The organism is Streptococcus infantis SPAR10 (genome assembly GCF_000279535.1).
Taxonomy (GTDB): Bacteria; Bacillota; Bacilli; order Lactobacillales; family Streptococcaceae; genus Streptococcus; species Streptococcus infantis_I.
Map to the genome: position 1 here is coordinate 532414 of NZ_ALCH01000004.1, position 14865 is coordinate 547278.

Annotated in this window: 16 protein-coding genes; 12 read left to right on the forward strand and 4 right to left on the reverse strand. The window is 38.6% G+C overall.

What is annotated here, in order from left to right; all coding sequences use genetic code 11:
• Window positions 1-5: 5 nt before the first annotated feature.
• Together SPAR10_RS07770 and SPAR10_RS07775 are read right to left on the reverse strand one after the other, a co-directional pair.
• Window positions 6-611, reverse strand: coding sequence for an NADPH-dependent FMN reductase (locus SPAR10_RS07770; RefSeq protein ID WP_004252640.1), 606 nt, complete (start codon window positions 609-611; stop codon window positions 6-8).
• Between the two features lie 34 nt (window positions 612-645).
• Window positions 646-1566: an FAD:protein FMN transferase gene (locus SPAR10_RS07775; protein ID WP_004252641.1), complete on the reverse strand. Its 921-nt coding sequence runs from the start codon at window positions 1564-1566 to the stop codon at window positions 646-648.
• 317 nt (window positions 1567-1883) lie between these two features.
• Between SPAR10_RS07775 and nox the strand changes: the two genes are divergently transcribed.
• On the forward strand, window positions 1884-3263 hold the full coding sequence (gene nox, locus SPAR10_RS07780) for a H2O-forming NADH oxidase (protein ID WP_004252642.1): 1380 nt from the start codon (window positions 1884-1886) through the stop codon (window positions 3261-3263).
• A 61-nt stretch (window positions 3264-3324) separates the two neighbouring features.
• Here nox and SPAR10_RS07785 read toward each other — a convergent pair whose 3' ends face one another.
• Together SPAR10_RS07785 and SPAR10_RS07790 are read right to left on the reverse strand one after the other, a co-directional pair.
• Complete coding sequence (locus SPAR10_RS07785) at window positions 3325-4185, reverse strand: YitT family protein (protein WP_004252643.1); 861 nt, start codon at window positions 4183-4185, stop codon at window positions 3325-3327.
• A 62-nt stretch (window positions 4186-4247) separates the two neighbouring features.
• Complete coding sequence (locus SPAR10_RS07790; protein WP_004252644.1) at window positions 4248-5900, reverse strand: Rqc2 family fibronectin-binding protein; 1653 nt, start codon at window positions 5898-5900, stop codon at window positions 4248-4250.
• Window positions 5901-6004: 104 nt separating this feature from the next.
• On the opposite strand from SPAR10_RS07790, the gene ybeY reads away from it, so the two are divergent.
• The 11 genes from ybeY (at window position 6005) to SPAR10_RS07840 (ending at window position 14847) form a co-directional block, all read left to right on the forward strand.
• Entirely contained in the window at window positions 6005-6502 is a 498-nt protein-coding gene (ybeY, locus tag SPAR10_RS07795) for an rRNA maturation RNase YbeY (protein WP_004252646.1), read from the forward strand.
• Window positions 6483-6878, forward strand: a complete 396-nt coding sequence (locus SPAR10_RS07800; protein WP_004252647.1) for a diacylglycerol kinase family protein — start codon at window positions 6483-6485, stop codon at window positions 6876-6878. Before ybeY ends, SPAR10_RS07800 begins: the two co-directional genes overlap by 20 nt.
• Before the next feature lie 17 nt (window positions 6879-6895).
• Window positions 6896-7795 carry a GTPase Era gene (gene era / locus SPAR10_RS07805; protein ID WP_004252648.1) on the forward strand — a complete coding sequence of 300 codons (900 nt, stop codon included), beginning with the start codon at window positions 6896-6898 and terminating at the stop codon, window positions 7793-7795.
• A 48-nt stretch (window positions 7796-7843) separates the two neighbouring features.
• Window positions 7844-8668, forward strand: a complete 825-nt coding sequence (gene mutM / locus SPAR10_RS07810; RefSeq protein WP_004252650.1) for a DNA-formamidopyrimidine glycosylase — start codon at window positions 7844-7846, stop codon at window positions 8666-8668.
• On the forward strand, window positions 8668-9261 hold the full coding sequence (coaE, locus tag SPAR10_RS07815) for a dephospho-CoA kinase (protein ID WP_004252651.1): 594 nt from the start codon (window positions 8668-8670) through the stop codon (window positions 9259-9261). The genes mutM and coaE overlap by 1 nt, the downstream gene beginning before the upstream one ends.
• 84 nt (window positions 9262-9345) lie before the next feature.
• Window positions 9346-9495, forward strand: coding sequence for a 50S ribosomal protein L33 (rpmG, locus tag SPAR10_RS10855; RefSeq protein ID WP_007519517.1), 150 nt, complete (start codon window positions 9346-9348; stop codon window positions 9493-9495).
• A 39-nt stretch (window positions 9496-9534) separates the two neighbouring features.
• Window positions 9535-9768 (forward strand): preprotein translocase subunit SecG, encoded by a 234-nt coding sequence (gene secG, locus SPAR10_RS07820; protein WP_000282517.1) that lies wholly within the window; start codon window positions 9535-9537, stop codon window positions 9766-9768.
• 93 nt (window positions 9769-9861) lie between these two features.
• Window positions 9862-12204, forward strand: coding sequence for a ribonuclease R (gene rnr, locus SPAR10_RS07825; RefSeq protein WP_004252652.1), 2343 nt, complete (start codon window positions 9862-9864; stop codon window positions 12202-12204).
• On the forward strand, window positions 12167-12634 hold the full coding sequence (gene smpB, locus SPAR10_RS07830; protein WP_001051741.1) for an SsrA-binding protein SmpB: 468 nt from the start codon (window positions 12167-12169) through the stop codon (window positions 12632-12634). Before rnr ends, smpB begins: the two co-directional genes overlap by 38 nt.
• 14 nt (window positions 12635-12648) lie before the next feature.
• Window positions 12649-13506: an SAM-dependent methyltransferase TehB gene (gene tehB, locus SPAR10_RS07835; protein WP_004252654.1), complete on the forward strand. Its 858-nt coding sequence runs from the start codon at window positions 12649-12651 to the stop codon at window positions 13504-13506.
• A gap of 192 nt (window positions 13507-13698) precedes the next feature.
• Window positions 13699-14847 (forward strand): PDDEXK family nuclease, encoded by a 1149-nt coding sequence (locus SPAR10_RS07840; protein ID WP_004252656.1) that lies wholly within the window; start codon window positions 13699-13701, stop codon window positions 14845-14847.
• Window positions 14848-14865: the final 18 nt, after the last annotated feature.

Genomic DNA, 14865 nt, shown 5'->3' on the forward strand with positions numbered 1-14865 from the left:
CTATCTTACAAATTTTCCCAATCAAAATCTTCAGCATCTTTGCGAAGAAGCTCTTGTGCATTACGCAATTTCTCAGTAACTTTAACAAAGATACGGAAGTCATCAAAGATGGCATCCAATTTCTTGATGACATCAAGATCTACCAAGTCACCATTTTGATCAAATGCTTGAAGAGAATGTGAAAGCAAGAATTCATCTGGGAGAACATTTGCTTTGATTTCAGGAGCATTAAGAATTTGACGAAGTTGCAATTGAGCACGTGATGAACCGAGTGTACCATATGAAGCACCAGTAATCATGACAGGTTTGTTCAAAAGCGGGAATACACCATATGAAATCCAAGCAAGAGCGCTCATAAGAACAGCTGGGATTGAGTGGTCGTATTCTGGAGTACCGATAATAACTCCATCAGCAGCTTCGATTTTAGCAGCGATTTCCGTAGCTTCAGCTGGGATTTGTTTGTCAGCTGGTTTGTTAAATACAGGCAGATCTTTAATTTCTACCAATTCGATTTCTGCTTTGTCAGCAAAGTGTTTCTGCATATATTGAAGCAGTTGGCGGTTTGTGGAACGTTTTGAGTTAGTTCCTACAATAGCAATAAGTTTAAGCATGGGCTTTCCTTTCTCTTTTTGCATTATTAATGATTTATCGTTGGATACCAGATGAACAAGCTAGGCGTCCATCTTTGTCAATGAGGATGGCTTCGATACCATCAATATTTTCGACTTGCCACATAATAGAGGCGCTACGTTCGCCAAATAATCGTGTGGTCCATATCTCGCCGTCAACAGAGCGGTCAGATATAATGGTTAAACTAGCTAAATCCGTTTCAATAGGATAGCCTGTTTCACTATCGAAAATGTGGTGGTAATCCTTGCCATTGATTTCAAGATGCCGTTCATAAATCCCAGATGTAACCACTGATTTTCCAGTAATGGATAAGGTCATCAGGTGATTACCGCGTGGATTACTTGGATCTTGAATGCCGATTTGCCACGGACGTCCATCTTTTGATTGGTTGTTCCCAATTGTGAGGATGTTTCCTCCAAGATTGATAAGAGCAGAAGTGACGCCGTTTTCTTTTAAGAAAGCTGCAACCTTATCTGCACTGTACCCCTTTGCTAAACACCCTAAGTCAATTTTCATTCTCTTTTTTTCTAGGAAAACTGTAGAATTGACTGAATCGAGTTTAATAAGATGAGGGTCTATTAGTGGTAAGGCTGAAGCAATTTCTTCAAGGCTTGCAACCTTTGCATCGGAAAAACCAATACGCCAGGTTTGAACCAAAGGCCCTATACTAATATTGAGATGACTTTTAGGAGCTAGACTGTGTTCTAGGCCTAATGAAATAAGCTCAAACAAATCAGGGTGGACTTTAACTGGGGCAATACCTGCCTGATAGTTAATTTCCATTAATTCAGATTCAGTACTGTTAGCATTGAAGCGGAATTCAAGTTCCTTGAGCAAATCAAAAGCTTGACGGAGAAGATTATCGGCTTGTTCATGTACTAAGGAAATAGTAATCGTAGTTCCCATTAATCGCTCAGATGATGAACTAAGAGGCAAAGAATCAACTCCCTTCGAATCACTAGGAAATAGCTACAAATCTTAAATGAATAAGAAATTAAGAATTTATAATTTATTTCCATATAAATAGAATATCATAAAGTCAGCGTTTTCACAAATCATTTTTTACAAAAAGTCAAGAAATATGCTTAAAAAATTAAAAACAGCTCCAAATCAATGAGGACTCTTTGAAAAAAATTGATATATCTTTCAAAAACTTTCTTAAATGACACCAAACGGGTCAAAAGTCTTGAAAACGTTAACAGATAATGGTATACTTGAGAGGTAAATAAAAAAATAAAGGTAGGATTTATCTTATGAGTAAAATCGTAGTCGTGGGTGCTAACCACGCTGGAACTGCATGTATCAACACTATGTTGGACAACTTTGGAAACGAAAACGAAATCGTTGTATTTGACCAAAACTCAAACATTTCATTCCTTGGATGTGGAATGGCTCTTTGGATTGGTGAACAAATCGACGGCGCTGAAGGATTGTTCTACTCTGATAAAGAAAAATTGGAAGCAAAAGGTGCTAAAGTTTATATGAACTCACCTGTTCTTTCAATTGACTATGATAATAAAGTTGTGACAGCAGAAGTTGAAGGTCAAGAACACAAAGAGTCTTATGACAAATTGATCTTTGCGACTGGTTCAACTCCAATCTTGCCACCAATCGAAGGCGTTGAAATCGTTAAAGGTAACCGTGAGTTCAAAGCAACTCTTGAAAACGTACAATTCGTTAAATTGTACCAAAACGCAGAAGAAGTTATCAACAAACTTGCTGACAAGAGCAAACACCTTGAGCGTATTGCTGTTGTAGGTGGTGGTTACATCGGTGTTGAGCTTGCTGAAGCTTTCGAACGTCTTGGAAAAGAAGTTGTACTTGTTGATATCGTTGACACTGTATTGAACGGATACTATGACAAAGACTTCACACAAATGATGGCTAAAAACTTGGAAGACCACAACATCCGTTTGGCACTTGGTCAAACTGTTAAAGCTATCGAAGGTGAAGGAAAAGTTGAACGCTTGATCACTGACAAAGAAACATTTGATGTGGATATGGTTGTTCTTGCAGTTGGTTTCCGTCCAAACACTGCACTTGCTGATGGTAAGATCGAACTCTTCCGTAACGGTGCTTTCCTTGTTGACAAGAAACAAGAAACATCTATCCCAGGTGTATATGCTGTTGGTGACTGTGCGACTGTTTATGACAACGCTCGTAAAGACACTAGCTACATCGCTCTTGCATCAAACGCTGTTCGTACTGGTATCGTTGGTGCATACAATGCTTGTGGACATGAGCTTGAAGGAATCGGTGTTCAAGGATCAAATGGTATCTCAATCTATGGTCTTCACATGGTTTCAACTGGTTTGACACTTGAAAAAGCAAAAGCTGCTGGTTACAACGCAACTGAAACTGGATTTAACGACCTTCAAAAGCCAGAATTTATGAAGCATGACAACTATGAAGTAGCTATCAAGATTGTCTTTGATAAAGACAGCCGTGAAATCCTTGGTGCTCAAATGGTATCTCGTGATTCAGCAATTAGCATGGGAATTCACATGTTCTCACTTGCTATTCAAGAACACGTTACAATTGATAAATTAGCATTGACAGACCTATTCTTCTTGCCACACTTCAATAAACCATACAACTACATCACAATGGCTGCACTTACAGCAGAAAAATAATTGATGATATGTCAATAAAAAAAGTAACTTCAACTATTGAAGTTACTTTTTTATTTTTAGGTTAAGAAACCTCGTCTCTTGCTGGGAAAGTAAACCCTTCCCCAAGGATTTCGTGAGCTTCCGTGATAGTGATAAAGGCCATCGGATCAACTGTATGAATCATTTCTTTCATCTTGACAATTTCATTTCTTGCGACAATACAGTAAATAATCTTTAAGTCCTTTTGGCTATAGTAGCCTTGTCCTGAGATAAAGGTAACACCACGACCGAGTTCTTCGTTAATTTTATCGGCTAATTCCATCGGTTTTTGAGTGATAATCATAAATCCTTTTCCAGCATATCCCCCCTCACCGATTAAGTCAATAACTCTTGAAACGATGAAGTCAAATAAGAGAGTATAGGTTACAAGACGTAGGTCTTGGAAGATGATTAAAATCAGCATCAGAATTAGAAAATCAAGTCCAAAAAGCAATTTTCCAACAGAGATATTGGTGTATTTATTAAGGATACGAGCGACAATATCGGTTCCACCAGTTGTTCCACCCGCATTGAAAATAACACCAAGCCCAACACCTAGGAGGACACCAGCTACTAAAGCAACCACAACAAGATCTCCTTCAAGGTTAAACTGAAGAGGAATTTTTTCAAAGATAGCTAACCAGACGGAGACGGCAATGGTTCCAAGTAGACTGGAATATAGTGATCTTAGTCCAAATATTTTCCAAGCTAGTAGGAAGAGAGGGATATTAATCAAGATATTCATCAGCGAAATAGGGATGTTAAAGAGGTAATAGGTAATCAAGGTTATCCCTGTTGCTCCACCTTCGAACAAGTGATGTGGAACAACAAAATAAGTAAGTCCGAAGGCGAAGATAGCAGCTCCGAATATAATAGTTATAGTTGATTTAATATGCCGTAGCATTGAGCTCCCCTCCTATTTTTGTGTAAAAGTGAAGTAATAATATTTTTAAAATAAGACTGATATTACATTTTCATGGATTCAATTTTCTCGGAATCAGGTGTAACACGAAGAGTTTTTTGACCGGTATAGGTAACAAAACCAGGTTTTCCACCAGTCGGTTTATTGAGTTTTTTAACCTCAATCATATCAACTTGAACGAGATTAGAAAGACGTCCTTTCGAATAGTAGGCTGCGAGTTCTGCAGCATCTGTCTTGACTTCGTCAGAAGGATTGAGGTTTCCTGAGATGACCACGTGGCTTCCTGGGATATCCTTAGCATGGAACCAAAGTTCCTCTTTGCGTGCAATCTTAAAGGTTAGTTCCTCGTTTTGAAGATTGTTTCGTCCAACGAGAATAATGGTCTTACCATCGCTAGCCAGATATTTCTCTGGCTTTTTACGCTTTTGAATTTTTTCGCGTTGGCGTCTTCTAATAAAGCCTGTTTGAATTAATTCTTCACGAATTTCAGCAATTTCATCTAGCCCAGCTTGGTTGAGTACCGTTTCTACACTTTCCAGATAGAGAATAGTAGCCTTGGTTTCTTCAATTAGATCAGTCAGATATTTAACAGCCTCTTTTAACTTCTGATAACGTTTGAAGTATTTTTGAGCATTTTGATTTGGTGTTAAAGCTTTATCGAGAGAAATAGTGATAGGCTGATTGGTGTAGTAGTTATCTAAGACGACTTGGTCCTGGTCATTTGGAACTTGATGAAGAAAAGTCGTTAGTAATTCACCTTTTTGTCGGAATTCCTCAGCGTTTTCAGTAGCCTGAAGTTCTTTTTCTTGCTTCTTCAGTTTTTGCCGATTTTTTTGTAGTTCATTTTCAACACGACGAATGAGTTCACTAGCCTGTTGTTTGACACGATCACGTTCTGCCTTATCTTTGTAAAAAACATCAAGAAGTTGAGATAAGCTTGAAAAATGTCCTTCAATTTTAGTTGAAAAAGGGACACAAGAAAAAGACTTATCAGTTAAGCAAGGCTTGGTTTCTTGCTTAAAAAAGTCACGAAATTTAGAAAGCCTATTATCAGTTAATAAATTCTCTAATTCAATTGCCGTATCACGGCCTAAACCTTGAAAGAGGCTTTGAAGGTTTTTAGCAGTCAATTCCTGTGTTTGTAGGATTTCAAAAAGTTTTTCATCCTTAATGGTAAAAGGATTGAGGGCCTCTGTACTTGGTGGAGCTATGTAAGTTGCACCAGGTAGGAGTGTACGGTAACTATTTTGAGAGAAACCAATGTGCTTGATAACTTCAAGAACTTTGTTGCTAGACTTATCTACGAGGAGGATATTACTATGTTTACCCATAATCTCAATGATGAGGGCGGCTTGAATATCGTCCCCAATCTCATTCTTGTTAGAAACAGTGATTTCAACGATTCGATCGTTTTCAATCTGCTCGATAGACTCGATAACAGCACCCTGTAAATATTTCCTTAAAACCATGATAAAGGTAGAAGGTTGAGCAGGGTTTTCGAAGGTTGTTTCTGTCAACTGAATGCGTCCAAAAACAGGATGAGCAGAAAGGAGCAGACGATGACTTTGGCGATTGCTTCGAATTTGCAAGACTAATTCTTGTTCAAAAGGTTGATTAATTTTCTGGATACGACCATTTACTAATTCTGTTCGTAATTCCTCAACCATGTGGTGTAAAAAAAATCCGTCAAATGACATGGTTCTCTCCTCGTGATTGTATTACATAGTATTATATCAAAAAGGTAGAATAAAATCATAGAAATATGGTATAATAAAGCCAAGTAAAGAGAATCGAGAAACACATGTTTATTGAAATAGTAGATGAAACTGGAAAAGTTTCAAACGAAATTCTACAACAAACTCAAGAAATTTTAGAGTTTGCTGCCAAAAAGTTAGGAAAAGAAGACAAGGAGATGGCAGTTACTTTTGTGACGAATGAGCGGAGTCATGAACTCAATTTAGAGTATCGAGATACAGATCGTCCAACTGATGTCATCAGTCTTGAATACAAGCCCGAGCTAGAGATTTCTTTTGATGAAGAAGATTTAGCCAATGATCCTGACTTGGCAGATATGCTGTCAGAATTTGATGCCTATATCGGTGAACTATTCATCTCTATTGATAAAGCGCATGAGCAAGCTGAAGAATACGGTCATAGTTTTGAACGTGAGATGGGCTTCTTAGCAGTTCACGGCTTTTTACATATTAACGGTTATGATCACTACACTCCGGAAGAAGAAGCGGAAATGTTCGGTTTACAAGAAGAAATTTTAACAGCCTATGGACTCACAAGACAATAAACGAAAATGGAAGAATCGCGACTTGCTCTCAAGTTTAGATTTTGCCCTGACAGGTATTTTTACTGCCATAAAAGAAGAGCGTAATATGAGAAAGCATGCAGTGACTTCTCTCTTAGTTCTACTTGCAGGCATTGTTTTTCAAGTTTCCAGAATTGAATGGCTCTTTCTCCTATTAAGCATTTTTTTAGTAATTGCTTTTGAGATTTTGAATTCTGCTATTGAAAATGTAGTGGATTTGGCTAGCCATTATCACTTCGATATGCTTGCAAAGAAGGCTAAAGACATGGCTGCAGGTGCAGTTCTTGTAGTGTCTTTATTTGCTGCAGTGACTGGACTTATTATTTTCATCCCTAGGATTTGGGATTTGCTATTTTAAACATTATAGAGGTAACTATGACATTTAAATCAGGCTTTGTAGCTATTTTAGGACGTCCTAACGTCGGGAAGTCAACTTTTTTGAATCATGTCATGGGGCAAAAGATTGCCATCATGAGTGATAAGGCGCAGACGACGCGTAACAAGATTATGGGAATCTACACTACTGATAAGGAACAAATCGTCTTTATCGATACCCCAGGGATTCATAAGCCTAAGACTGCCCTTGGAGATTTCATGGTTGAGTCTGCCTACAGTACACTTCGAGAAGTCGATACAGTTCTCTTCATGGTCCCAGCAGACGAGCCACGAGGCAAGGGCGACGATATGATTATCGAACGCCTCAAGGCTGCTAAAGTACCTGTCATTCTAGTGGTCAACAAGATTGATAAGGTGCACCCAGACCAACTTTTGGCCCAAATCGATGATTTCCGTAATCAGATGGACTTTAAGGAAATTGTACCGATTTCAGCTCTACAAGGAAATAATGTTTCGCGTTTGATTGATATTTTGAGCGAAAACTTAGAAGAAGGTTTCCAATATTTCCCGTCAGATCAAATCACCGATCACCCAGAACGTTTCCTAGTATCAGAGATGATTCGTGAAAAAGTGTTACACTTAACTCGTGAAGAAATTCCACACTCAGTTGCAGTAGTGGTTGATTCTATGAAACGAGATGAAGAGACTGACAAGGTTCATATCCGAGCAACCATTATGGTCGAGCGTGACAGCCAAAAAGGAATTATCATCGGTAAAGGCGGTGCCATGCTCAAGAAAATTGGTACCATGGCTCGTAAAGATATCGAACTCATGCTAGGAGACAAGGTCTTCCTAGAAACATGGGTCAAGGTCAAGAAAAATTGGCGCGATAAGAAATTAGATCTTGCCGATTTTGGTTACAATGAAAAAGAATATTAAGAAGAGGTGGGCAGGAGCCTGCTTCTTGTTTTTAGAGAAGGAGGAGCTATGCCTGAATTACCAGAAGTTGAGACTGTCCGACGTGGTCTGGAAAAATTAATTCTGGGGAAGAAGATTTCAAACATTGACATTCATTACCCCAAGATGATTAAGACAGATTTGGATCAATTTCAGAAGGAAATGCCTGGTCAAGTCATTCAATCAATGGGACGTCGTGGCAAGTATTTACTTTTCTATTTATCCGATAAGGTTTTAATCTCTCATTTGAGAATGGAGGGCAAGTATTTTTATTATCCAGACCAAGTGCCAGAACGCAAACATGCTCATGTGTTGATTCATTTTGAGGATGGCGGGACTTTAGTCTATGAGGATGTTCGTAAGTTCGGAACTATGGAGTTGCTTGCTCCTGAGCTTTTAGAAGCTTACTTTATTTCAAAAAAACTTGGTCCGGAACCGACTGAGAAGGATTTTAATTTAGGGAGTTTTAAACTAGCCTTGAAAAAATCTAAAAAACCAATCAAATCGCATCTTCTCGACCAGACTTTGGTTGCAGGATTAGGTAATATCTATGTGGACGAAGTACTTTGGAGGGCGAAAGTTCATCCAGCTAGGATTTCTCAAAGTTTAACAGCACAAGAGGCTAGAAAAGTCCATGATGAAACGATCAATGTTTTAGGTCAGGCGGTTGAAAAGGGTGGTTCAACAATTCGCACTTATACAAATGCATTTGGAGAAGATGGCACCATGCAGGAATTCCATCAAGTATACGACAAGGCAGGTCAAGCTTGTTCGCGTTGTGAAACCATCATCGAAAAGATTCAATTAGGTGGTCGTGGAACCCACTTTTGTCCTAAGTGTCAAAGGAGAAAGTGATGGGAAAAATAATCGGAATCACCGGTGGTATTGCGTCAGGAAAGTCCACTGTCACAGAATTTTTAAGACAAAAGGGGTTTCAAGTTGTAGATGCGGATGCAGTCGTCCACCAACTACAAAAACCTGGTGGACGACTCTATCAGGTTTTAGTGGAGCATTTTGGGGAGAAAATCCTTCTTGAAAATGGTGAACTAAATCGCCCCTTACTTGCTAGCCTTATTTTTTCAAATCCTGAAGAGCAAGAATGGTCTAAGAGTACCCAAGGTGAGATTATTCGTGAGGAGTTAGCTGCATTACGAAATCAGTTAGCCCAGACAGAATCTCTCTTTTTCATGGATATTCCACTGCTTTTTGAGCAGAACTATGCTTCATGGTTTGACGAAACTTGGCTAGTCTATGTAAATCGTGATATTCAATTGGAGCGATTAATGAAACGGGACCAAATTTCAAAAGAAGCAGCTGAATCTCGTTTAAACTCTCAATGGCCTATAGAAAGAAAAATTAGTCTGTCTAGTCATAGTCTAGATAATAATAGAAATCAGGAACAGTTAATAGCTCAAGTAGTTCAGTTGCTTGAAGAAATGTGTCTATAAATTAACATTGTTAGGAAGGAGAATTTTGGTATTGTTTGTTCAAATCATCTTAGATTGAAATAGTATCAAATACAAAAAAATCTAGTGCGTGTAAAAATTAATCTAAAATGCTCCTCTTGTGGCAGCATGAATTATCTAACCAGTAAGAACTCCAAAACACATCCAGATAAGATTGAAGTCTTAAAGTATTGTCCCAAAGAAAGAAAAGTGACTCTACATCTTGAATCTAAGTAGAAATTATGGTAGAATAATAGGGATTTTAAGGAGTTTGATATGTATAACCTATTATTAACCATTTTATTAGTATTATCTGTTGTGATTGTGATTGCAATTTTTATGCAACCAACTAAAAATCAATCTAGCAATGTATTTGATGCCAGCTCAGGTGATTTGTTTGAACGTAGCAAAGCGCGTGGATTTGAAGCCGTAATGCAACGTTTGACAGGAATCTTAGTCTTTTTCTGGCTAGCCATTGCCTTAGCATTGACGGTATTATCAAGTAGATAAGAAAATAATGGGCGGGACTAGGTCTTTGCCTATTTTTATTTTTGAAAGAAATAAGGTTTTACACCAAAAAAATTAACAATCTAGAAAGAAAACATGAAAGATAGAATAAAAGAATATTTAAAAGAAAAGGGACGAGTCACTGTAAATGACTTGGCTCAAGCTCTTGGAAAGGATGGTTCCAAGGACTTTCGAGAGCTCATTAAAACCTTGTCCCTAATGGAGAGAAAGCACCAAATTCGCTTTGAAGAAGATGGTAGTCTCACCTTGGACCAAAAGAAGAAACACGAGATTACTCTTAAAGGAACTTTTCATGCCCATAAAAATGGCTTCGGCTTTGTTAGTCTCGAAGGTGAGGAAGACGATCTTTTTGTAGGAAAAAATGATGTGAACTATGCCATTGATGGCGATACTGTTGAAATTGTAATCAAGAAGGTTGCGGATCGCCAAAGAGGAACTGCAGCTGAAGCAAAGATTATCGATATTTTAGAACACAGTTTGACGACGGTTGTTGGTCAAATCGTTCTTGATGAGGAAAAACCCAAGTATGCAGGTTACATCCGTTCAAAAAATCAAAAGATTAGTCAACCAATCTACGTTAAGAAGCCAGCTATTCAATTAGACGGTACAGAAGTTCTCAAGGTCTTTATCGATAAGTACCCAAGTAAGAAACACGATTTTTTTGTCGCTAGTGTGCTAGATGTGGTTGGACATTCTACAGATGCAGGGATTGATGTTCTTGAGGTCTTGGAATCAATGGACATTGTATCTGAGTTTCCAGAGACTGTTCTCAAAGAGGCAGAAAATGTGCCAGACGCTCCATCAGAGAAAGATCTGGAAGGTCGTCTAGACTTAAGAGATGAAATTACCTTTACCATTGATGGGGCTGATGCCAAGGACTTGGACGACGCTGTTCACATCAAACCATTGAAAAATGGAAATATCGAACTAGGTGTTCACATTGCCGATGTCTCCTACTATGTGACCGAGGGTTCTGCTCTTGACAAGGAAGCCCTCAATCGTGCGACCTCTGTCTATGTGACAGACCGTGTAGTTCCAATGCTTCCAGAACGCCTCTCAAACGGAATCTGTTCTCTTAACCCTCAAGTGGACCGCTTGACTCAATCTGCTATTATGGAGATTGATAAAAATGGTCGTGTTCGTAATTATACGATTACTCAGACTGTTATCAAGACAAGTTTTCGTATGACCTATAGTGATGTCAATGACATTCTAGCTGGTGACGAGGAGAAGAGACAAGACTATAAGAAAATTGTTCCTAGTATCGAACTTATGGCCAAGCTCCATGAGACTTTGGAAAGTATGCGAATCAAGCGTGGTGCTTTAAATTTTGATACCAATGAAGCTAAGATTTTGGTAGATAAAAAAGGGAAACCTGTCGATATCGTACTTCGTCATCGTGGTGTTGCTGAACGTATGATTGAGTCCTTTATGTTGATTGCCAACGAAACAGTTGCCGAGCACTTCAGCAAGCTGGAACTTCCTTTTATTTATCGAATACACGAGGAACCTAAAGCTGAGAAAGTTCAGAAATTTATTGATTACGCTTCAAGTTTTGGATTGCGTATCTATGGAACTGCTAGTGAGATAAGTCAGGAAGCCCTTCAAGACATCATGAGTGCTGTTGAAGGCGAGCCATATGCGGATGTATTGTCCATGATGCTTCTCCGTTCGATGCAGCAGGCTCGATATTCTGACCATAATCACGGTCACTATGGATTAGCTGCAGACTACTACACTCACTTTACCAGCCCAATTCGTCGTTATCCTGACCTTCTTGTTCACCGGATGATTCGTGACTATGGACGTTCTAAGGATGTAGCAGATCATTTTGAACAGGTCATTCCAGAGATTGCGACCCAGTCTTCAAACCGTGAGCGCCGTGCCATCGAGGCAGAGCGTGAAGTCGAAGCTATGAAAAAAGCTGAGTACATGGAAGAGTATGTTGGTGAAGAGTATGATGCAGTTGTTTCAAGTATCGTTAAATTTGGTCTTTTTGTTGAATTGCCAAATACAGTCGAAGGATTGATTCACATTACCAATCTGCCTGAATTTTACCATTTTAATGAACGTGATTTGACCCTCCGCGGGGAGAAATCAGGAATTACTTTCCGAGTGGGACAACAGATACGTATTCGTGTCGAAAGAGCGGATAAGATGACTGGTGAGATCGATTTCTCCTTTATTCCAAGTGAATTTGATGTCATTGAGAAAGGTCTGAAAGGCTCTGGTCGTAAGGATAGAGGGCGTCGTTCGGATAAGAAAGAAGACAAGAGAATATCTGGTCGCTTAGGTGATAAGCGCAAGCATTCTCCAAAAGACAAGAAGAAAAAAAGCAAGAAACCTTTTTATAAGGAAGTAGCAAAGAAAGGAGCCAAGCATGGCAAAGGGCGAGGGAAAAGTCGTCGCGCAAAATAAAAAAGCGCACCACGACTATACAATCGTAGATACGCTAGAAGCAGGAATGGTCCTGACAGGAACAGAAATCAAGAGTGTTCGAGCAGCCCGCATCAATCTGAAAGATGGTTTTGCCCAAGTGAAAAATGGGGAAGTTTGGCTGAGTAATGTCCATATCGCTCCTTATGAAGAGGGCAACATCTGGAACCAGGAGCCAGAACGTCGTCGAAAACTCCTCCTTCATAAAAAACAAATCCAGAAATTAGAGCAAGAAACCAAAGGAACAGGAATGACGCTGGTTCCTCTTAAAGTTTATATCAAAGATGGCTATGCCAAGTTACTTTTAGGACTTGCAAAAGGGAAACACGATTACGATAAACGTGAGTCTATCAAACGCCGCGAGCAAGATCGTGATATTGCGCGTGTTATGAAAGCTGTTAATCACCGATAGAAAGAGTGAAGAATATGGAAAAACTAGTTGCCTACAAACGCATGCCTGTCTGGAATAAAGACACCATGCCAGAAGCTGTTCAAAGAAAACACAATACTAAGGTCGGAACCTGGGGCAAGATTACTGTATTAAAAGGGACTCTTAAGTTTATTGAGTTGACTGAAGACGGGGAAGTTTTAGCCGAGCACTTTTTTGAAGCAGGTGCTGATAATCCTATGGCACAACCTCAAGCTTGGCACAGAGTAGAAGCTGCCACAGAAGATGTGGAATGGTACTTGGAATTTTATTGTAAAGCAGAGGATTATTTTCCCAAGAAATACAATACTAATCCAGTCCATTCGGAAGTTTTAGAAGCTATGGATACAGTAAAACCATGTAAGGCACTAGACCTAGGATGTGGTCAAGGAAGAAATGCACTCTTTCTAGCTCAACATGGATTTGATGTCACAGCTGTAGATCAAAATGAGCTATCTCTTGAAATCTTGCAAAGCATTGTGGAGCAAGAAGATTTAGAAATGCCTGTCGGTATCTACGATATCAATTCAGCTAGCATTGGACAAACTTATGATTTTATCGTATCAACGGTTGTTCTGATGTTTTTACAAGCAGATCGCATTCCTGCAATTATCAAAAACATGCAGGAACAAACCTCATTTGGAGGCTACAATTTGATTGTGTGTGCTATGGATACAGAAGATTATCCATGTTCTGTTAATTTCCCATTTACCTTCAAAGAGGGTGAGTTGGCAAATTACTACAAGGACTGGGAATTGATCAAGTACAATGAAAATCCTGGCCATCTCCACCGTCGTGATGAAAACGGAAATCGTATCCAACTACGTTTTGCAACAATGTTGGCTAAAAAAGTATAATAAATGAATAAAAGGAATAGAGAGCGGTCGTTTTCTATTCCTTATTTGTTCCCCTCATAAGAAAGGGAAATCTCAATTTATGCTATACTAGAAGTAGGAGAAGTCGATGAAATTAAACAGAATTGTGATAGTTTTAAAACGATTCTGATCGCCCACTATTCTTTCAGACTTTTTTGTCTAGGAGGTCTTAAGATGACTAGTCTTTTAATTGAACTATACGACCGTCATACCATTGAAAAAAATGTCTACCAAGCTTTTGTCAGTGATTGTGATGAGATTTTATACCTTTCTACTAGAAAAATTGCTGAGGAAGATAAGCTATCCTTGAAACATTTTCTAATGGAACAAGTTCCACACTTAAAACAAGTACATTTTCGACAATTCCACCTAGAAAATATCTGCCAGGAATTAGACGTATTTATCAATGATTTTGAGTCAGTGACCATCGATGTTTTTGGTGGAGATAATCTATTAGCAATAGTTCTATATCAGTATGGTTTGGAGAAAGGTATTCCCATTATTGCTATGGATGTTGAACAAGGAAGGCAGTATTCCTGGGATAGGGGTAACATAAAGGATAAAGATTTAGCTATCCCAAGTTTATCCATTGAACAATTGATAGCTTTACGTGGTGGAAAAGTCCTTAAATCAAGAAGACCTCAGCATTCTAATAAGCAAGTGCTAGCTGTAAAAAAATTGGCCAAATATGCTATCGAAAATCCTGAAAAATGGTATCAGATTACCCAATTCTTTGCACTTGCAAAAACAAATGATTTTCACGCTGAAACAGCAAAAGTTTTGGAGAGTAATGGAAAAATTTATTCTTACCCCAGTAGCTTGATTCCTTTGTTTACAAAAGCTAATTTATTAAAAGTAGAAGAGGAAACAACAGATACTGTCACTTATACATTCCCAACACCAGAAGCACATCTGTTATGTCGAACAAAAGGGCATGTTTTAGAATTGTATATCTATTTACTAGCCCTTGAGTCGGAGTATTTTGATGAATGTATGATTAGTACTGAAATTGACTGGAATGGTATTTTCCCTGAGGCTGACAATGTTCAAAATGAGATTGATGTTATTCTTCGTAAAGGTCACTCTGTAGTTTTCATTTCTTGTAAAATGACGGATCTAGCAGTTGAAGCTATTAACGAACTTGAAGTATATGCCAATCATTTTGCAGGTGATAATTGTTTGAAAATAATTGTTTGCTCAGGCAAGATTAACCCCGTTTACAGTCATCGTTGTCAGGAATATGGTGTAATGGTGATAAAGCAAGATCAAATACAGAATCTTATTCCCATGTTACGGAAATATATGAAGAACAAACGTCAATGATACTAGATGTTATAGTGA

Excerpts from the sequence above, each read along its gene's own strand:
- SPAR10_RS07770 (WP_004252640.1), bottom strand. The coding sequence starts at position 611 with ATGCTTAAACTTATTGCTATTGTAGGAACTAACTCAAAACGTTCCACA.
- nox (WP_004252642.1), top strand. The coding sequence starts at position 1,884 with ATGAGTAAAATCGTAGTCGTGGGTGCTAACCACGCTGGAACTGCATGT.
- SPAR10_RS07785 (WP_004252643.1), bottom strand. The coding sequence starts at position 4,185 with ATGCTACGGCATATTAAATCAACTATAACTATTATATTCGGAGCTGCT.
- SPAR10_RS07790 (WP_004252644.1), bottom strand. The coding sequence starts at position 5,900 with ATGTCATTTGACGGATTTTTTTTACACCACATGGTTGAGGAATTACGA.
- ybeY (WP_004252646.1), top strand. The coding sequence starts at position 6,005 with ATGTTTATTGAAATAGTAGATGAAACTGGAAAAGTTTCAAACGAAATT.
- SPAR10_RS07800 (WP_004252647.1), top strand. The coding sequence starts at position 6,483 with ATGGACTCACAAGACAATAAACGAAAATGGAAGAATCGCGACTTGCTC.
- era (WP_004252648.1), top strand. The coding sequence starts at position 6,896 with ATGACATTTAAATCAGGCTTTGTAGCTATTTTAGGACGTCCTAACGTC.
- mutM (WP_004252650.1), top strand. The coding sequence starts at position 7,844 with ATGCCTGAATTACCAGAAGTTGAGACTGTCCGACGTGGTCTGGAAAAA.
- coaE (WP_004252651.1), top strand. The coding sequence starts at position 8,668 with ATGGGAAAAATAATCGGAATCACCGGTGGTATTGCGTCAGGAAAGTCC.
- secG (WP_000282517.1), top strand. The coding sequence starts at position 9,535 with ATGTATAACCTATTATTAACCATTTTATTAGTATTATCTGTTGTGATT.
- rnr (WP_004252652.1), top strand. The coding sequence starts at position 9,862 with ATGAAAGATAGAATAAAAGAATATTTAAAAGAAAAGGGACGAGTCACT.
- smpB (WP_001051741.1), top strand. The coding sequence starts at position 12,167 with ATGGCAAAGGGCGAGGGAAAAGTCGTCGCGCAAAATAAAAAAGCGCAC.
- tehB (WP_004252654.1), top strand. The coding sequence starts at position 12,649 with ATGGAAAAACTAGTTGCCTACAAACGCATGCCTGTCTGGAATAAAGAC.
- SPAR10_RS07840 (WP_004252656.1), top strand. The coding sequence starts at position 13,699 with ATGACTAGTCTTTTAATTGAACTATACGACCGTCATACCATTGAAAAA.